The sequence below is a fragment of the Microcoleus vaginatus HSN003 genome, from assembly GCF_022701255.1.
Lineage (GTDB): Bacteria > Cyanobacteriota > Cyanobacteriia > Cyanobacteriales > Microcoleaceae > Microcoleus > Microcoleus vaginatus_B.
This window is the reverse complement of sequence record NZ_CP031705.1, coordinates 454,355-474,569: the sequence shown is the minus strand read 5'-3', so window position 1 is coordinate 474,569 and position 20,215 is coordinate 454,355. Positions and strand designations below refer to the sequence as shown.

General features: G+C 47.4%; 8 protein-coding genes. 2 read left to right on the top strand and 6 right to left on the bottom strand.

Annotated features, from left to right (window positions below):
• Window positions 1-6: 6 nt before the first annotated feature.
• From D0A37_RS02005 to D0A37_RS01985, 4 genes are all read right to left on the bottom strand, one after another.
• Window positions 7-678, bottom strand: a complete 672-nt coding sequence (locus D0A37_RS02005; RefSeq protein ID WP_242720479.1) for a hypothetical protein — start codon at window positions 676-678, stop codon at window positions 7-9.
• A 174-nt stretch (window positions 679-852) separates the two neighbouring features.
• Window positions 853-3,381: a DUF3769 domain-containing protein gene (locus D0A37_RS28840; RefSeq protein WP_278187135.1), complete on the bottom strand. Its 2,529-nt coding sequence runs from the start codon at window positions 3,379-3,381 to the stop codon at window positions 853-855.
• A gap of 293 nt (window positions 3,382-3,674) precedes the next feature.
• On the bottom strand, window positions 3,675-3,791 hold the full coding sequence (locus tag D0A37_RS01990) for a photosystem II reaction center protein I (RefSeq protein WP_039887172.1): 117 nt from the start codon (window positions 3,789-3,791) through the stop codon (window positions 3,675-3,677).
• Between the two features lie 78 nt (window positions 3,792-3,869).
• Window positions 3,870-5,870, bottom strand: a complete 2,001-nt coding sequence (locus D0A37_RS01985; protein ID WP_242720477.1) for a hypothetical protein — start codon at window positions 5,868-5,870, stop codon at window positions 3,870-3,872.
• A 182-nt stretch (window positions 5,871-6,052) separates the two neighbouring features.
• Here D0A37_RS01985 and D0A37_RS01980 point away from each other — a divergent pair, with 182 nt between their 5' ends.
• Entirely contained in the window at window positions 6,053-9,787 is a 3,735-nt protein-coding gene (locus tag D0A37_RS01980) for an alpha-mannosidase (RefSeq protein WP_242720475.1), read from the top strand.
• A 179-nt stretch (window positions 9,788-9,966) separates the two neighbouring features.
• On the opposite strand, the gene D0A37_RS01975 is transcribed toward D0A37_RS01980, so the two are convergent.
• Window positions 9,967-11,154: an anion transporter gene (locus tag D0A37_RS01975; RefSeq protein WP_242720472.1), complete on the bottom strand. Its 1,188-nt coding sequence runs from the start codon at window positions 11,152-11,154 to the stop codon at window positions 9,967-9,969.
• 296 nt (window positions 11,155-11,450) lie between these two features.
• On the opposite strand from D0A37_RS01975, the gene D0A37_RS01970 reads away from it, so the two are divergent.
• Window positions 11,451-15,416: a PAS domain S-box protein gene (locus D0A37_RS01970; RefSeq protein WP_242720470.1), complete on the top strand. Its 3,966-nt coding sequence runs from the start codon at window positions 11,451-11,453 to the stop codon at window positions 15,414-15,416.
• Between the two features lie 323 nt (window positions 15,417-15,739).
• Here the strand turns inward: D0A37_RS01970 and D0A37_RS01965 are convergent, their stop codons facing one another.
• Entirely contained in the window at window positions 15,740-20,197 is a 4,458-nt protein-coding gene (locus tag D0A37_RS01965; protein ID WP_242720468.1) for a tetratricopeptide repeat protein, read from the bottom strand.
• Window positions 20,198-20,215: the final 18 nt, after the last annotated feature.

Below are 20,215 nucleotides of genomic sequence, written 5' to 3'. Positions count from 1 at the left end.
CAAAGTTTACACCCTATTTCTGCTTTCTCCCTTCTTTCTTCGGCCTTCTCGGGCAATGGCTTTTAACTTGGTATGAAAATCTGTGTGTTTGACAACTGGGAAGGATTTGGCCACAGGTTTATCCTCTAATTTTTGCTCGGCTTCGGCTCGATCGGCGAGGGCGGTAACAGCCACATCTTCATATACTACAAATTCTGTATTTTCTTTTGTGCGATCGTCGGTTGCGGACAATTTGGCTGGTTCCTCGGCATCTGTGTTTGGGACTTCTGCATGAAGCGCCACATCAAGTTGCGCCTCTGACGGCCCATGCAAATCTAACTCTGCGACAGTTACTTCCGATTCCGGGTTCGATAAAACTATATCTTCCGGTGGTAGTTGAGTAGCACTTTCCCAGTTTAAATTTTGAGGAAAATTATTGCAGACCAAGCGTTCAAACTCGCGATTGAAATGATAGAGAGGTTGACCTATCCGATGCCACATACTCAATAGCTGTCCCACAGAAACAGCCTTATAGCGGCCTTGATAAAGCGCTTCAACCACTGCTAAACGCAGCCAATAGCCGGGATACTTGGTCAGCCATTCACCCGCCAATTTCTCGGCTTTTTTGCCACCTAGGTCAAAACCGTAGTGAACCAGCAGAGCCGCTGCTTGTGCAGATATTGCGGTCACTTCTGTCATTTGTTGTCTGTTGACTGTTGACTGTTATCTGTTGACTGTTGTCTGTTGACTGTTGTCTGTTGACTGTTGACTGTTGACTGTTGACTGTTGACTGTTGTCTTTTGGTTCTAATTACCCAATTACCAATTCCCAATTCGCCATGCCCAATGACCAATGCCCAATTAGCCCATTGAATTAATCGGATAAACGCACGCCTCCTTCTACAGTTCGCGCGTCCCCGGAAAAAGGTTCGGGAGTCCCATTCCAGTTGAAGTCGCTAACTCTAAAAGTCAGGCTGCCGACTTGACGCTCAGGGTTAAAACGCAAAATGATTGCGTAGCTGCGGCGGCTGTATTCTACAGTGTAATTCGTACTGATTGGTTCCCCGCTTTCTAAATTAATAGCACTTTGAAATCCGACTCGAAAGCCTCCGTAAACTTGCTGGACAAGCCCAAAAGACAAAACTCTCAAATCTACTAAGCGATCGAATAAAAACGGCGAGATACCGTCGCGCCCCACCTGGGTATAAGTCACGTTAAACCCAGTGTAATCGAGGAAAGGGCGGGAGAAATGACCGAACTGCCCTTGAATGCCGACACTGCCGGCGAGGGAATTTTGTCTGTCGCCACTGCTGTAATAAGTGCCAACTCCCCGGAGTCCCAAGGCCAGTTGCAAGAAAGGAACCACCGGCGTCCGCGTATACCTCAAACCCTGGGTGGGAGTGCGGGGCAGCGGTTCGCCCTCCCAGAGGTTGAAGCCGCGGCTTACGGCGAAGCTGACTTGGGAACGCCCCAGATCGACGCGGTTGTTTTCCCGCACTGGTTCGAGCAAGTCTGCTCGATCGGTGTCAGCATTGATAAATTGATACCCAGCTTGGTAGCTGAGATTGATGCCAGTGCCTCCGAGTGGGATGACTGGGGAAGTGAGGACTGCCCCGAGGCTGCTCTGCACGGTTTGATAGCCCAGAGAACCGTTAAACAGTCGATCGCGATAACTGTATTCTGCTGCCAGAGTGTGAGTGCCGATCAACTGTCGCAGGCGCAAATTGCCCCTAAAGCTGTCTTCCGGCAAGTTCGGGAAATTCTCAAAACTCAGAAATATGGCCGATCCGTCCAGCCTCGTGCGCGGGCCCAGACTAGCGCCCAACCTTGCTTTCAGCCCGTAGCTGTCGGGAGAAAACGGATTACCGCCGTGCTCTGCCACAACCCGCTGCAGGTATATTTGTGGCGTCAGAGTCAGCCGCACCGGCCCGTTTTGCAACACCTCAAAACCGCACTCGGCATACAAACCCCCTCTTTCGCCCCCGTCGTAGCCAAAAGTCAAACACGGGCCGCTCTGCTGCCGGCTGTCAAACACTTGCCTGCGGGGATACACGGGTATTTTCACGCGGTTGTCGAACACCAAGCGGGGTTTAGTTGTGACTAATTCCTCTGCCGTGGGCGAAATCCTTCTAATCGTCGCCGTCCGGGCCCTGTATTCAAATTCCGGCGGGGAAAACGGGTCGTTAGTAATCCGAATGTTGGTTGCTACCCTCGCGCCGTCTGGCAGCAGTTCGATGCGTTCTGCTTCAAAGCGGACGCGGTTGACGGCGCCGGTCACTCGGGGGGCTGCTAGCTGTCCGCCACCGCCGAGAGTCACTGTAGCAGCGCCGGGGGATTTGACTCCGCGCAGGGGCTGCTGGCTGGTAATTCGATCGCTCAGCGGCTGTTCAAGAATCGTTCCAGCACTAATATCTGTCGGCAGTGTGGGGGTCAATTCGCTACCTGCTGCAGGCAGGAATATTTCGCCGCTGGCTTGTTCGACTGCGCCGCTGTTGAGGCCGAGATTGAACTCCATCCGCTGGCCGCGCACTACTTGTTGGCCGCGGGTATAGGCGACATTGCCGGATGCTACCACTTGGCGGGTGACTAAGTTGACGATCGCTCGATCGGCATCAATCACAGTTTGCCGGAACCGCACAACAACATTACCAACCGCCGTCACAATTTGCTGCTTGTCGTCGAATTCTTGGCTGTCGGCCTTAACTTCAATAATATCGGCCGGACTCACCGGAAAAGGCACCGTCCGCTGAGAAGGTGCGGTGCGGACTCCCGGCGCGGCTGGTTTAGGTTTCGGTGTCGGCGCAGGGGGCGTGCTGGGTGCGGGGGCCGGGCTGGGTGCGGGAATGTCGAACTGCTGTTGCCCGCTTGGTGCTGGTTCTGGCGCGGCTTCTGGAACGGGAATCTCCGCAGGTTCGGGAGGATTATCTTCTAACTGCCGGCCTTGGGCCTGATACCAACTTTCCTGCTTTCCGACAACATTTCTCTCCTGTTGTTTCTGCGCCTCTGCGGTTCGTTTTCGATTGCGAATCGCAACGGCATTTTCTACCGAGCCCAATTGGTAAGCAGTAAACGAGGAATCTTTCGGAGTTTCCGCAGTTTCGGCTTCTCCCACAGGAGCCCGACGCTGAAATCCCACCACTGCGTCGCCGCTTTCCACTGCTGCTAGGGGGTCGGCGATTTCTAGAGGCTGGTCGGTGGCTGCGGTGGTGTCGAGGAGTGCTGCTGCGGATTCTGCTGGGGCCGGTGGCTGCGGTGGCTGAACGATATCTGGGCTGGGTTCCGGTATTTCTGCGAGGTTGCTGGGGGTGTCTCCATCGCCGGCCGCCACAGTGAGGGCGACTTTTTTTGGCTTGGCGATGTAGATGAGGGCAGAGGGTTCTGGTGGCGGTACCGGATAGGGCATAGTTACAATAGGTAAGTCATCCGATTTTAGATTTTAGATTTTAGATTTTATAGGGTGCAAATTATTGAAAATTTTGCATCTAATAAGGCAACTGTTTAAACATTCATCTGATATCTAAAATTTGCAGTGGCTTTGGCGCGCCGGAATATGGCTGCTTTCAGAACTTGCTTTCGCCACAAGATAACCTCGCTGCTGGTGCGAGGTCAAGTTTTGTTCAACTAATTTTTGCTGGTTTGTCGGCTGTTGCAGGGGCTGCGGTGACGCGCCCCCAGCAAGTGGCCGGGATAAATTGTTTATTCCATGTCTCTGCGGTTGGGGTTCCGGGCCGGGTCATTGGACAAAAATCCAAATATGAACAGGGAAACAAAAAATAAAACAACTACATTAACTACGATTTTGAGGGTTAGCACTGTGGGAGTCTCCAAAGATGGCATAATACTGAGCTGATTTGCTGCTGTTGCGGCAACTTTTTTATCATAAGCTAAAGATTAGTCAATTTTATCTTTGCTTTTGAGGATTTTTGGCAAGTTGATTTTTGCCCAATTCCATAGTTGCTCGGCGATGTTTTCTAGCCGCAGCATGACTCGATCGAGCCATTCGAGCACTTGTTCTAGGGGGTGCTTAATGTATCCCATCGATTCTGCTTTTGTTTCTAAGTATTCGCCCTCGGGTTGGACGCCTGCGTGCTGATTTTTTGGTTCGGCTGCGGCGGGGGTTGCGGGGGTTGCGGGGGTGTATCTGCGGGTTTGCGCGGTGATTGCTGCTGGGGATTGGTTGTTTTGTCGGGTGTTCGGGTTTGTGTTTTTTGGCACTTGGGTTTCCGGCGCGCGCCCTGGGGTTGATTCTGCTGCGAGTGCAGAGCTATTTTTTTGAGTAACTGCTAAATCAGCAGATAAATCAGATGCTGTTTGGGGTTGACTTTTTGGGCTTTTTGTCAGCAAGCTCTGTTTTAGCTGCCCCAGCAGGCGGTGAAGTGCTTCGGGGTACGGGGATATTGACACTGCGGTCGATCGACCTTCGGCCAATTCTCCTAATTCTGCCATTTCCTCCTTGACTTTTGAACCCGCTTGTGCTACACGGCTTGGCACTGCTGCCTGAGGTTCGGAACTTGCGTCGATTAAATGCTGCGGTGCTGCTTCCCCGAATAAGTCTTGCCATTTCAGCCACGGTCGATCGACCTCTGGGCTTATTTGCGTGTTTTCTTGTCCTTGTCGCTGTTTCAAATAATACTGAATTGCGACTGATTTCTCCGTATTATCACTGGCTGCCGTTTCTTTGCCCAGGAGGTGGTCTACTGACGACCAAATAACTTGTTCGATGTTTCGAGCGTATTTTTCCAGGATGTCGCGGGCGGAAAAATCTAAATTGGTTTCGGTGCCGGATGTGTCAATTTTGACTCCGGGGTTTTCTGTGGGTGCGGCGATTGTTTTTGCCGAGGGCGGGAGGGTAAATTCTTCGAGGTTGACGGCGGCGCGATCGAGTAATGTAACAAAGGAGAGAGGAGTAGGGGGTCGATGCTCGAACTTGCTGTTAAAATTAGTTTCTAGTTTTGGGGTATTGTGGTCGATCGAATTCGATGCCGCAATTGACTGCTGTGCGGTTTTTGCTTCGATTTGCGGGCGGGCTTTTTGAACTAGGATGGCATTGCGGTCGATCGATTTTTTAACGGCGAGGATTGATTCTCCAAACTGATTTCTTTTCAGAGCAACCGGGCTCGTCTGAAGCCAGGCCATCAATTCCCAAAAACGACGCATCGGCCGCGACTGCGCTTTTTTTGCTGCCGACTCCAAACCGAGATTAAATTTTAATTCTTTTTGGGTAATTTCCCGCCGTTCGGACCCGCTGTTTGCTACTTCCCAAGTTATGCGACCTTCGAGCAGTTCCTGCTGTTCGGGTGTCAAAATATCTAAAATCTGATTTTCTTTTCCCACTAATACTAAAGTGCGGGCTGGGATAAAACTGGCGATTCCCTCAACTTTCGGTTGCGGTTCTAATCCAGTTTTAGCAAGCGGGTACTCTAAGACGGAAGTGGTTTGATGCTTTGTGATTTGTCCCTTAAAAGTGATTGCCGGAGGTAAATCGTTAGCAGCATTTCCCTGATTAATTAACAGCGGGAAGGTGGCTAAAGTTTTCGCTGTTTGCGACGAGTTTAGTAAATTTTCGGCGAGGTGTAAAATTTCCGTGATCGAACTTTCCTCGGAAATTTCCCCCTGATACCAATTTTGTTGCCCATCGGGATTTTCGTCCCCGACAAATTCTTGCAGTTCCGGTAAATCTACTTTTTGACTTGATTCCCGCAACTGTCGGCCTAGCAGTCGGGAACTTTGCACCAGCAAATAAGCGGGATAAAGCAGAATTTGGGTAGCGGTGAGAGTTGCTTCTTTAATTTGACGCCAAGTTCGATCGCAATTGTCAGCGACTTGGCGGGACTGTTTCGATATAAAATTTAATAGTCGGCTTTGGTAGGGGCCGTAGTAACCGTTAGACATAAGTTTTATTATTGAATTCAGATTTTTGGTTCTCGCCGGCATTGCGAAATATTGCTGTAAAATCAAAGCGAGATCTTAATCGCAGCTTCAAACCCTCTGAAACCTTTATTTCTTCGCGTCCTTTGCGTCTTCGCGGTTCAATCCGATCTTTGATTAATACACAATTTCTATTTTAGCGAAATATGAGCGCTTCTGTGTCACCTGCTAGCAACAATATTTCTGCCACTGTCGAGAAGTTGCGGCGCCTCAGCCAAGTGGAGGTTCAGTCTGGTTGGAGGTACTGCGCCTCTGACGCGGCTGTCTCTTCGGTAAATATTTGTAACAGCCCGGTTGCCGAACTTAACAGCAAAGGACATATTGCTTGGCCGTCTGGGAAGCAAGTTTTGTATTTGGGCCAGCAATTTGTAATGCCTGACAATTTGCACGGCTATCCGGTCGTTGGTTTGCGGTTGCTACTGGGCTTGACTTGGTGGGCAGAAGATGCTCAAATTTTTGTGAACGGGGAGTTAGTCGGACAGGGAGATTTATTTGATTTTGCCGATCGAGTTTTGTTGAGTTCGTCGGCCAATCCCGGAGATGAATTTTTAGTAATTTTGCGATTGGTAAGTCCCGGTCACGATAACGGTGCTTTAGTGCGATCGATTTGTTTGTACGAAGCTGCTGACTCTTCTTGTTTTGATCCGGGTTTTGTGGCTGCCGAATTAGAGATTTTGCAAAATTCGCTAACTCAAAATTTAGAAAATGTAAATTCCCAATACCTCTCCACCGAAATAATAGCAAGTCGCCCCTGGTTTGTCAAGGGGGAAACGCTGAAATCTGAGATTGATTTGGCGATGGATTTGATTGATTGGTCGGCCGTGGGCGATCGCGAAAAGTTCGATCGCTCACTGTCTGTTTTGCGGCACAATTTACTGGGATATCTGCGGGCTTTTTCGGGGGATTTAGATGAGGGAACCGCAGAAATTAACAGGCGGGACGCCTGTTCCACAGAGGCCGCTGAGGGAGGAAGAAGAGATGAGGTTTTTGAGGTTGAAGAAAATAGCAATTCTACATCTATATATATAGGACAAAGTGGCGAGCTGACATCTTTTTCTGGGGATTTAGATGAGGGAACCGCAGAGGGCGCAGAGGGCGCAGAGGGAGGAAGAAGGGAGGGGGTTTTTGAGGTTGGAGAAAATAGCAATTCTACATCTATATATATAGGAGAAAGTGGTGAGCTGACATCTATATATACAAGTAAAATCTATTTGGTCGGTCACGCTCATTTAGACTTAGCTTGGCTGTGGCCTGTCTCGGAAACTTGGGAAGCGGCAAAGCGAACTTTTGAGTCGGTATTGAAATTACAATCGGAGTTTCCCGATTTAATTTTCTGTCATTCAACTCCGGCGCTTTATGCTTGGATGGAAGAACATCGGCCCGACTTATTTGCTGCGATTAAACAACAGGTGGTGGCGGGTTGTTGGGAAGTTGTCGGCGGGATGTGGGTAGAACCGGATTTAAACTTGATTTCCGCTGAATCAATGGTGCGGCAAGTTTTTTACGGACAGCATTATGCAAAAGAAAAATTTGGGGAATTGATGCGGGTGGCTTGGCTACCGGATACTTTCGGTTTTGGGTGGCAATTACCTCAGATTTTGCGGCAAGGTGGAGTGGATTATTTTGTGACGCAAAAGTTGCGTTGGAATGATACAACGGAATTTCCCCACGGTGCATTTTGGTGGGAAGGATTGGACGGTACTAAAATATTTAGCATGATGTCTGCTCCAATTGGCGAAAGTATAGAATCGGTGAAAATGGCAAGTTATGCTTTTGACTGGCAAGCTAAGACTGGTTTGCAAGATGCTCTTTGGTTGCCTGGGGTTGGCGACCACGGCGGTGGCCCGACTCGTGATATGTTGGAGGTGGCGAAACGCTGGAAAATGTCGCCTTTTTTCCCGAAGTTGGAGTTTGCGAAAGCGGTTGATTATTTGTCTTTGATTGAGAGTCAGTTTTTGCCTGAAGTTGCGGCAACTAAGTCCGAAAGCTATGTTCCCGAATCCGAAAATCAGGAGAATTTACAGGCGCGAGAATTGTCAAACTTATCGGCAATTTCGGATGCAAATCATCCCATCTCACAACTCAAAACTCTTCCCCGCACTCTGCCTGTTTGGAAAGACGAACTTTACTTAGAGTTCCACCGGGGTTGCTACACGACTCGCGCCGACCAAAAACGCCAAAACCGCCGCTGCGAAGAATTGCTCTACCAAGCGGAGTTGTTGTCTTCGCTGGCAACGATTTGTACTGGTGCGGTTTATCCGAAATCCGAGTTAGAATCAGCTTGGAAACAGATTTTGTTTAACCAGTTTCACGATATTTTGCCCGGTTCTGCGATCGCCCAAGTCTACGCGGATGCTAATCTAGCCTTTGCCGAGGTCGATCGTACTTGTCGCGAAATTCTGTTAAAATCTTTGGATGCAATCTCGGCTCAAATTTCTCTGCCGAATCCTCCGCAGCCCGACGCTCAACCGATTTTGATTTTCAATACTCTCAATTGGTCGCGCTCTGAGGTTGTCGCTGTACCGCTTCCCGATTCCGCTGATTCAGTTTGGCAAATTTACGATTTTTCCCGACGGCGATTGGTGTCGCAGATTGTCAGGGGCGATCGACTCGAATCGCAATCTAAACTATTCTTCTGGGCAAATAATCTCCCCGCCGTTGGCTACCAGGTGTTTTGGCTGTGTCGCGAAGACGCTCAAACTGTGGATAATGCGTCCGCCAGCCCAGAAACAGAAAAAAAGACAGAGTTATCAAAACTTACATACGGTATAGCACAAAAAAACACAGTTAGTCAAGAAACGCCTTTTGTAGCCACAGAAATGGTATTAGAAAATGAATTTATTCGGGCAACAGTAGACGGAAAAACCGGGGATTTATCCAGCATTTGGGATAAAGTAAATAATCGAGAAGTCTTGAATGCAGCAGGCGGCAATCAACTGCAAGCATTTCAAGACAGCGGCCAATATTGGGATGCTTGGAACATAGACCCAAATTATGAAAAACATCAACTACCAGCGCCGATACTGAAAGATATTTCCTGGATAGCACAGGGAGAAATACGGCAGATTTTGCGAGTAGTCCGGCAAATTGGCCAATCGGAGTTTTGCCAAGATTATATAGTAGAAATAGGGGCGCCGCTGCTGAAAATCAAGACAGTTGCAGATTGGCAAGAAACTCACGTTTTAGTCAAAGCAGCCTTTGGGTTAAATGTAGAAGCAGATTTTGCAACTTGCGAAATTCCCGGCGGTGCGATCGCACGCACAACTAAACCACAGACGCCCGCCGAAAAAGCCAAATGGGAAGTGCCGATTTTGCGCTGGACTGATATCAGCAATGACGGTTTTGGAGTCAGTTTGCTCAATGATTGCAAATATGGTTGCGACCTTCAACCAAATCAAATTCGGCTGACATTGCTTCGCGGTTCGACTTGGCCGGACGAACAAGCAGATGTAGGAGTTTCCGAATTTACTTGTGCCGTCTATCCCCACAGCGGAAATTGGCAAGAGGCCGGCACAGTTCGGCGCGGCTATGAGTTGAATTTGCCGCTGCTAGTAAAGGTATTGCCGCAGTTAGGAGAAAATCGAAACAAGAGTTTACCCGCAGTTGGCAAGTTCTTGGATTTGTCGGCGGACAATTTAGTTTTGATGGCGTTTAAACAATCGGAAGAGGATTCTAATGTGTGGATTTTGCGCTGTTGCGAATCTGAGGGTAAACAGGCTGTGCTAGAATTGAATAGTGATTTGGGATTAGAAATTGTAGGGCCAGTAGATTTGTTAGAACGACCGGGCAATTTGTCGGAAAAGTTGTCAGAAGGAGGAGGATTTAAGATAGAGCCTTGGAAAATCGCGACTTTTACAATTGTGTCCAAAACAGATACCTAAAGACTTTATACCGCAATCGGCGATCGGCTGTAAACCTACATCTTTTTCTCTCATCTCTTCTCTTCTCCTCTCCCCTCTGCGCCCTCTGCGGTTCCTGAAAACCAATCCAGTTCGCACAGGTAAAAGCGCGAGGCTAAAATTTTATCGTATGAGGATCATAGCCTCATGATTATCCTCTTTTAGTAGAGCCAAAAATAAGCGATTCCCAAAGTAACGAAAGTCAGCGGCAGCCCGAAGCGCAAATGTTCTTTAAAAGTCAGCCGATCGCCTGATTTCCCTGCAACCTCAGCTACAATCAAATTAGCCACGGAACCCAACAAAGTTAAATTCCCCGCCAGAGTAGAACCCGCCGCCAACAACAGCCAAGCTTGTGTATCTGTTTTGACAATCACTGATTGCAGAACTAACACCGCCGGTACGTTAGAAATTAAGTTAGAAAGAATTACGGTAACTCCCAACAAACTCAGCGGTGTACCAGTCAAATGAGTTAAGTTGTCCAACAAACCTAGTTGTTGAGTTGCTTTAGTCACCACAAACAATCCCGCAAACATCACTAGCAAATTCCAGTCAACGCCTTGCAAAATGCGATCGGACTTGACACGCCTAGTAATTAACAATATACTGGCAGCTATCCAGGCAGATTCTGCTAAAGGTGCACCCACTAAAAAAGCTACCAAAAGTCCTGCTGTCACCCACAAACTTTTTGCCAGTAAAGGCTTGAACAAGCGATACCGGACTTGAGTAATCTCCGGCAAAGATTTGCAAGAACGCAGTTCTGGATAAAGCAAGTATAGCCAAGCTACTTGAACCAGCAAACAAATTAAAGCTACTGGTGCGAGAGACCGGGCAAATTCCAAATAACTAATTCCCGAAAAAGAACCGACGAGAATATTTTGCGGATTCCCGCTCACAGTCGCCACCGAACCTAAATTAGTTCCTCCGGCTAAAGCTAAAAGATAAGGGATAGGGTTGAGAGACAAAGAGCGAGTCAGACTGAGTGTTAAAGGGGCCAGCAAAATAGCAGTAGTGTCGTTCAGAAAAAATGCCGATAGAATGCCGCTGCCAAAAGTAACGGCCACCAGAATGCCGAAAGGAGAACGAGTAAAGCCGGTTAAAAACTCCAAAGCAAGTTGAAAAAAGCCCGATGATCCCAAAGCCGAATTAACGATCATCATTCCCAGCAAAAAAACGATCGTATTGGGGTCGATCGCCTCCCAAGCAGTTTTCAGGTCGAGTATTCCCAAACCCACCGCAAAACCTGACCCGACAATTGCCACCGCCGCCCGGTTCATTCGCAACCCCGGCAAATATCCCAAACCGAATCCCAAATAGGTCAGTCCCAATACTAGATATTTGAGTGTTATCATATATACTTAAAACTATTGATTGCCGGTTTTTTCCATTGTCTAGGATGCTAAAAGTACAGACCGAGTAATTGTAGCTAAACCCGCTGGCATTGCAACTAGCGGGAAATATTGCCGAGAGACGGTCTACCAACTACAAACAAACAAAGTGGTTGCATTGGGAAGCGAAAACCAGCACGCTGGACAAGTTGTAATTTTGTTACAACTTGTAACTTTTTTAAAACAACAGGTTTAATTTACTTTCATAAGAAAGTTAAATTCCAGAAAGTAAAATTAATTACAGTCGAGTTAAGCCAAAAGTGTTTGCTAAAAAAATTAATTCAAGCAACCCAGAAACCAACAATTCTCACTTGACCCGCACTGACGGCGAGTTCGCAGCAGCAAAACAGTCGTGCAGCAAACAAGTCGAACAGGATTGGTATAGAACTCTCTACGACAATTTTCCGGGCATTTACTTTGTTCTAGACGCTTTGGGAAGAGTTTTTTCCCTCAATCAATTCGGCGAGGCGAGACTAGCCTACAAATCGCAGGAATTAATTTGTCATTCAATTTTTAACATATTTTCCTGCCAATATCAAGGAAAAATGCAAAGTGAATTTGCCGGATTGGCACAGCAGGAAAACGGTAAGCAAACTCCAACAGTTGCCTATTGGGAAGGCGGCTTGACTTGCAAAGACGGCAGAATTATCTGGGTAAAAGCAACCGCGCGCGCAATGCCTGCGGTAGATTGGAAAATAGAGGAAAACACTAATGGTCGCTCACTTGGCAATTTCCAACGGCCGGCGGTACTGTTAGTTTGCGAAGAAATTAATGCGGCTTCGCAGTCATTCACGCTATCGGCGCGGCCCAAGCACAGAGAAGAAAATTGGCGTAGTCCAACTTTGGCGATCGCAAAATTAGCCCAAAGTCAACTTAAAGAACGCAACAATCTAGAAAAATTCATCCGCGAAGTAACAGAAACCGCTGTCAGTATTGTCAACTGCGATCGAGCCAGTATTTGGCTGTACGGCGAAGACAAAACGCAGCTTCACTGCATCGACCTGTACGAACAAAATACTAAACTCCATTCCGTACAAATAATCATCACAGCCGCCGACTGTCCGGCATATTTTCAAGCTTTAAAATCCGCAAGGGCGATCGCAACGGTGGCCGCCGAAAATGATCCGAGAACACAAGAACTTGTCGGTCTTTATTTTGCCGATCGGGACACGACTTCCCTGTTAAACGTACCGATTGTGCTGGCAGGTCAAATGGCGGGAATAGTCAGCGCCGAACGCCACGGTTCCGACGGTGATTGGACGGAAGAAGAACAGGAATTCACCCAAATATTAGCAGACTTTGTATCCGCAAGTTTGTCAGCTAGCGAAAAGTTAAAATTAGAAACAATACGGCACGAACAGCAGCAAAACTTGCTAACCCAATACTACGATCAACTAGAACAGAGAGTAGAAAAACGCACTGCTGAACTCAAAAAAGCCAACGAAAAACTGCAAAAAGAAATAAATAAAAGAAAACAAGCAGAAGCAGAAATACGCCGACAGCAACAAGAACAGCAAATTATTTTTGATTCCGTGCCGGCGATGATTTGGCTCAAAGATACCGAAAGTCGCCTACTGCGAATTAATCAAGCCGCCGCTGCATCGAGAGGTGTGCCCGCAGCTCAATTAGAAGGTAAATCTTTTTATGAAATCTATCCAGACGAAGCAGAGCAATATTATTTAGAAGATTTGGAAGTAATCCATTCTGGCGTTCCCAAACAGGGCCAAGTCGAATTGCTACCAACAGCCTCCGGTCAAAAATGCTGGGTGCGGACAGATAAAATACCTTACCGCGACGAAACAGGTCAAGTCGCTGGCGTCATCGTGTTTGCAGTAGATATTACTGATTTAATTAGAGTCGAAAAAGAACTGCGAGAATATCGCGATCGCCTCGCAGAAAAAGTCGAGAAACGTACTGCTATGTACAGGCAAGCCATGACCGCTTTGTACTCCGCAAATACGCAACTGCAACAGCTAATTAACAACAGCTACTCCTCTGGCGAAAATAGCAGCAGCCACTCAGCAGCGCGCTTGCTCGAATGCGAAGCTTATTTTGAAGCAGTTGCCGTGGCTGACCGCGACACAATTTTGAGCGTTAGCAGTAATTTTGCCGAACTTTTCGGTTACGAACCTGCGGAAATGGTGGGAATGAGCTTGCTGGAACTACTGTCGCCGAAATCATACAAACAGGCGCCGCAAATGATTTCTGCTGCCAGCAATACCGTCTGTGAAACTATTTTTCTTAAGCGAGATGGAACTGCTTTTCCTGCTGACGTTCGCAGCAAATTCGTATTTTGGGAAGGTCGTTTAGTACAGGTGAAAGCAGTCCGAGACCTCACGGAACGCAAATTGACCGCAGCAGAATTAGAACGATCGCGCTCTCTGCTGCACGCTACCTTGGAAGCAACTGCCGACGGCATTCTCGCCGTTACTACCGCCGGAGAACTGATTAGTTTTAACGAAAAGTTAGTTCAAATGTGGGGAATTTATGAAGAAGTTAGAAACTCAATGGATAGAACAGTGCGACTGGCATTTCTGACTAAGCAAGTTAAAGATCCGAGGGCTTTTTTGCAGAGAGTTAAAGAATTTTATAGCGATGCAGAGTCGGAAGGTTGCGATATTTTAGAATTTAAAGATGGCCGCACTTTTGAGCGCTACACGCAGCCAATTCGAGTCGGACAAAATATTATTGGCAGGGTGTGGCGCTTCCGCGATATTACCTCTCGCGAAAAGGTGACGGCAATGTTGGGAGATTCTCAAAGGCGCTTTCGAGCAATTTTTGATTCTTCTTTCCAATTTGTGAGCTTGTTGAAACCGGACGGCACTCTGCTGGAAGCTAACCAAACTTCTCTGGATTTCGCGGGAATTAAGCTGCGGGATGTGGCAAATAAACCGTTTTGGCTATTGCCTTGGTGGGGAGATTCTGAGGAAGTTCAGGAACAGTTGCAAGAGGCGATTTCTCGATCGGCACAAGGTGAATTTGTCCGCTATGAAGTGGAAGTTCAAGGTATAAATCGGACGGCAACTGTTGATTTTTCTCTAAAACCGGTCGCGGATGAAACGGGCAAAATAGTATTGTTGCTGCCCGAAGGCCGAGACATTACTCAAAGTAAGCAAGCCCAAGTCGCGCTGCGACAACAAATAGAACGGGAACGCCTGATCGCACAGATTCAATCACGCATCCGTTCTTCTCTGGATCTCCAAGATATTCTCAACACTACAGTAGCGGAAGTGCGGGAGTTTTTGGTAACCGATCGCGTGCTGATTTTCCGCTTCCGACCCGACTGGAACGGAGATGTGGTGGTGGAGTCGGTTGCAGAAGGATGGATTCCACTGAAAGGGATGGGAATTGACGATTGCTGTTTTGCCACTACTTACATCGGACAGTATTTAAAGGGCCGCATTCGCGCCATAGAGGATGTTCACACTTCTAATTTGAGCCAGTGTCACCTTAATTTTTTGGAGGCGTGTCAGGTGAAGGCAAATTTGGTAGTGCCGATTGTCCAGCAGGGAATAGAACCTAGGGAAGGTAACGGTTCTTGTCAAGTGCCGAAGTTGTGGGGTTTGCTGATAGCCCACCACTGTTCGGCACCCCGCCAGTGGCAGCAGTTTGATGTGGATTTGCTGAGTCAGTTGGGCACTCAAGTGGCGATCGCGATCGAACAATCTTTACTTTACCAGCAGCTAGCTGCTGCCAACCAGCGGTTGGACGGGTTGGCGAATTTGGACAGTCTGACTCAACTAGCGAACCGTCGCCGGTTTGACGAGGTGATCAACCGAGAATGGGAGCAGTCGAGCTCTTCGGAACCGCTATCTTTGATTATGTGCGACATTGACTGTTTTAAACTTTACAACGACAATTACGGCCACCAAGCCGGGGATGCTTGTTTGCAGCAAGTGGCGCGGGCGATCGGGGATGCTTGCACAAACGCACCCCCAGAACGCCTCTATTTGGCTGCTAGGTACGGCGGCGAGGAATTTGCGGTAATTTTGCCAAATACGGATCTCGTGGCTGCACAGGCTGTTGCTGAGGGAATCCGCAGTCGCGTCAAAGCCTTAGCACTTCCCCACATTAAGTCTGTTGTCAGCGATTGCGTGACTCTCAGCATGGGGGTGGCGACGATTTCTGAAGGTCAAAACTCGCCGAAAATGCTGATTGAAGCTGCTGATAAGGCGCTTTATGGAGCTAAGTCTGGCGGGCGCGATCGAGTGGCGATTAGTCAGTAGTCAGGTTATTTTAGATTTTAGATTTTAGAATTGGGAATGACTGATGAAGCTGGTCGTTTGAAGCTTGTCTACAGTTGCATTCTTTTTTCAAACTGGCACCACAAAAAAAGCGATCGCCCTAACTGGCATAAAGTTAGTGCGATCGCGGTACTATGAATCAGCTATTTATCTATCAGACTCGGCGCGGAATTTTTACCTATTTCCACGAAGATTGTTACAAGACTTAATAGAAAGCGGGGAAGACTGAGAGATGCGGAAATTTTTCCTTCTCATGACAACTGACAACAGTCAACAGTCAACAGTCAACCGTCAACAGTCAACCGTCAACCGTCAACTGACAAAAGTTTTTGAAACACCTCATACATATCCTCAGCCAACTTTTTAGGATTCCACAAAGGTGCGAGATGTTCTGGCTGCTTAGATTTTATTAAATGCTCTTTCACCGCATTTCTGAAACCAGCATCGCGGCCAAACTTAACTCCCCACTGCGTGTATTCCTCCCAAGTCCACGCCGCACCAACATCAACATTTGCACTTTTCAGAAAAGCGTAACCCATGCGCGAAAGATATTGGTCGCCGGATCGAGTTACCACTGGCAAATTCGCCCACAAAGCCTCTAAATTGTGAGTCCCCCCGTTGTAAGGATAGGAATCTAAAAGCACATCGGCTACATAATAAATAGCGCGGTGTTCTTCTTCACTTCTGGTTTGCCCTATAAACTTAATCCGACCAAAATCTACTCCCTGAATTTCACATTCTTCGCGGTAAGTGCTGTGAATAATATCGGGGTCGCCTTGACCTTTGCGGATTAACAAACTATCTGGTACTTCCTTAAGGATTTTAACTTGAGCTCGTACCATTTCGGGATTAGTTTTTCTCCCTGGTGCAACGCACAGATAAGTCATTTTATCCAAGCCAATTCCGAGAGCATTTCTAATCGCCTCTCGATTCACAGGAATGCTTTGCAGTGCGCCAATTGCTACCGAACAAACTGGCAATCTTACTAACTGTTCTAAGTAATTTTTTTCCACACCAGGGGGGTGAGTGTGTTCGTCGCACAGAAAGTAGTGATTATCTGAAATGTAGGGCGCGTCAAATCCTAGCCAAGACACGCAAATTCCCGCAGGATATTGGTAGAGCACTTCGACATTTGTTGGGACTGTCATCGAGTCTAAGTCTATCAAAACATCCAAGTTGTCTTGCGCTACTTCGGCGAAGATTTCACCGCCATCAGCAAAGCCGTTGGGATATTTTTTAGGCCAGTAAAACTTGCCCGCCATATCTTCAAACCGCTGCGTAACTTCATCTCGGTTAAGTTTCCCGGTGACGTAAAGGTGAACGTGGGGGGTGATGTGGCTTAATTCGCGAATTAAAGCTTCGCTGCACCAGCCTACGGAGTGGCGGCGGAAGTGTTTGGAAAGGAAGCCGATTTTTAAAGGACGCTGTTCTTTTGTTTGGTAATTGGCTCGGTTGTTTCTGTTAATATCCTGGCGCTTAGGGACGGCTTTTTGGTAGTATTCTTTTGCAATGAGTCTGTAGAAACTGGCATTCTTTTCGCGATTGTCTCGCAGGTGAGAAACTGCAAACAGGAAGATTTCGTAGAGCAGTTTTAGTTCGATTGTGGTAAAACTTTCGACCTTTTCGTAGCAGAGTTTTTCGATTTCTTCGAGTTTCTGAATTGCCTGTTTGCTGACACCGGATTGCAGGTAGGAAAAAACGTAGGCTGTGGCTGACATGACTGGGGCGACATCGCCGCAGTTTTCGCAGTATTTGTCGGCTATGCTACGGGCTCCGGCGAGGTTTGTGGAATGGCTTAGCAAGTCGCACAATTGTTGGTAGGCTTCGCTATATTTGGGGTTGCATTGGATCGCTTTTTCAAAATTGGCGATCGCCTCCAACGGCTTATCTTGTTTCTGAATGTGTCCCATCCGGCAGTAAACCTCTGCCCAATTCGGTTTTAATGCCAGGGCTTGCTGATAGCTGGCTAAAGCTTCTTCTAGCCGCCCCTGCATGGAAAAACAACTGCCGAGGTTAGCGTGAACTTCCGGCCAGTCGGGCTTGATTTTCAGAGTATTGTGGTAATTAGTAATTGCTTCGTCGTACTTGTTTTGCTGCAAAAAAGAATTGGCTATATTGAAGTGCAGAACTTCTAATTGCGGCTTTAAAGCTACAGCTTTCTGATAGTAAGCGATGGCGGCGTCGAGATTGCCTTGTTGCGATCGCGCGCTGCCGATGTTACCATAAGCTTCGGCCCAATCCGGTTTAATGGCGATCGCTTTTTCGTAGCTTTCGATGGCTTCCTCGCGCTTTCCTTGGCTGAAAAGTCGATTACCTAAGTTAAAGTGGAAGTCTGCACCGACTAGCTGCGGGTTGAGTTCGGATGTTCTTTTAAAACAGGCGATCGCTGCTTCAATGTTGCCGTGTTGGTGATATACTTTTCCTAAATTCCAGTGAGCTCCCGCTAAATCGGGGCGGAGGGCAATGGCTTGCTGGTAATGGGCGATCGCTTCTTCCAAACGCCCCATTTTGAAATACATACTGCCGATATTGGCCCGCACTTCCGCAAAATTTGGCTGCAATTCTAGGGCTTGAGAATATGAACGAATCGCAGCTTCTATTTTGCCTTCAGCTTGCAAGGCATTGCCTAAAGTGACGTAAGCGTGAAGGAAATCGGGTCGAACTTTTATCGCTTGCTGACACGCGGCGATCGCCTCTTTAATTTTACCTTGAACTAAAAAGTTTTCGGCGAGTTTTTTGTACGGTTCTACTTCTTGAAAATTAGCAACTTGTCCGCTATCTGGAACATTGAGCGAGGTAACTTGTTGGGAAACTTCGGCGGGGTTTGTAAAGGGAGTATTTAAAGTCTCAGTGGTGGGCGCTGGCGGCAAATTGATGCTCGAAGGCTGCAAGCCGTAGCCTTCATCTTTGTTGACAGATACTGGTTGCTGTTCGCCTGATTCTGTTTCTAATTCGATAAAGTTGCTGTCGGTAGTTTCCTGCTCTTGTTGTGCGAGCAAACTCGATAGTTTCTCAGCAGCGCTGGCATCTCCCGGTTGCTGTTGCAGCACTTTTTGATAGCAAGTAATTGCTGCATCTAACTTTCCTTGCTGCTGCAAAACACTGCCCAGCATCATATTAACCGAAGACAATTCAGGATTAATCGCCAGAGCTTTTTGGTAATGATTTGCCGCCTGTTCCAATTGCCCTAACTTATAATACATACTGCCCAAGTTCGCGCTGGCTTCAGCAAATTCTGGCTGAATTTCTAAAGCTTGCAAGTAAGCTTCAATTGCCATTTCCAGCTTGCCTTGACTCTGCAAAGCATTGCCTATTGTTAAGTAAGCAGGAGCAAAATTGGGTTGAAATTTAAGAGCGACATTGCAAGAGGCGATCGCCTTTTCAAATTCTCCTTGCAAAACATAAACTTCTGCCAACTTTTTATGAACTTCTGCATCTCCTGGGTTAAACTCTAAAGCTTTCTGATAGTTCTCGATTGCGCCACCGAGATCACCTCGATCTTTCAGCCAATTTCCCTTTTGAAAATAATCTCTCACTGCCTCTAAACCTACTAAAGAATTCCCGATCATTTGCTCTGCCACTCTTACAGTTTTTACACTAATAATATTCAACCATTCTACCCACTCTCGGGCTCGCACAGACCAAGTACACCCTCGATTTATATATTCTACCTGCTGTCTCAGATGATTTTCAGCAGTTGCGCCACCCGCACCCGTGCCCTCATTTAAAACTCCGACTATCGCCTCTAAAAACCGCCTTGTATATCCCTCCCAATCTGGTTGGCCCGCACGCTTCCAATTAGTTATCGATGCAAAATTTTCCACCCCTGACATTGAAACTAGACGGGCAAATCCAGCAGTTGTTTCCGGCAAAGCTGCCAATTCACTCGTTACAATCCGGCAACCACTGGCCATCGCCTCCATCACCGCAATAGATGAGGTTTCTAAATAGGTATTCGGGTAAGCTAAAACCGCGACTGAACGCAGTTGCCGGACGAGTTCGGGTTGCGGTACGGAACCGATGTACTCGACGCCTTCTGTTTCCTGACACTGGCGGTAAAGTTGACCGAAAAAAAGCTTGTTATCATTGTCGTCTATTTGGTGTACTTTCATGCTTGAAAATACTTTTAATCTGGTTCCGGGGACAGCTTGACGAATTTCGGGAAAGACTTTTAACAAAATATCGAGTCCGCGAAATGGAGTGCTGGTGTAAGCTAGAACGGGCGGTCGAGATTTATGAGAGAGGATAGGAATATTATCGGCGAAAATGTTAGCAAAACACGGTGCGATCGCATTTCTTAAAACACAACTGCGATGGAATTCAATCCCAAAGCGCTGGCGAAATTGCTCGCGTTGCCACTCGCTGACAAATACAAAAGCATCGCAAGCATTGATTTCTCGGTGATTATTGAAATCTTGGAGAAATACAAAGCCCGGTTCGTTATGAATCCACAAAATTAACTTTGTTCGGTGCCCCAAAAGCTGCTTAACTTCCAGCGCTTTGCCGACTATATTGACTATAACTAAAAAATCGAGCGATCGCAGCAATTCTAAATTAGATTTGTCCCCCACCCTGCGCCTGCAATCAACGCCACGCCATATCCCCGACTCGGAAGTATTGTTGAGCAAAAATACCTCGTTTCCCTGTGCAGCCAACGCCTCAGCTAAGTAACAAATAGCCGACTGAGTACCACCCAAAGGTTTGCAGTAAGGAGTTTCAATATTGTAATCCCAAGTGTAGGTATCGAGAAATCCGATTTTCATTCAATGGTATAATCTTAA

What these genes read in the sequence shown, in the direction of transcription:
- D0A37_RS02005 (WP_242720479.1), bottom strand. Translation starts at nt 678, where the DNA reads ATGACAGAAGTGACCGCAATATCTGCACAAGCAGCGGCTCTGCTGGTT.
- D0A37_RS28840 (WP_278187135.1), bottom strand. Translation starts at nt 3,381, where the DNA reads ATGCCCTATCCGGTACCGCCACCAGAACCCTCTGCCCTCATCTACATC.
- D0A37_RS01985 (WP_242720477.1), bottom strand. Translation starts at nt 5,870, where the DNA reads ATGTCTAACGGTTACTACGGCCCCTACCAAAGCCGACTATTAAATTTT.
- D0A37_RS01980 (WP_242720475.1), top strand. Translation starts at nt 6,053, where the DNA reads ATGAGCGCTTCTGTGTCACCTGCTAGCAACAATATTTCTGCCACTGTC.
- D0A37_RS01975 (WP_242720472.1), bottom strand. Translation starts at nt 11,154, where the DNA reads ATGATAACACTCAAATATCTAGTATTGGGACTGACCTATTTGGGATTC.
- D0A37_RS01965 (WP_242720468.1), bottom strand. Translation starts at nt 20,197, where the DNA reads ATGAAAATCGGATTTCTCGATACCTACACTTGGGATTACAATATTGAA.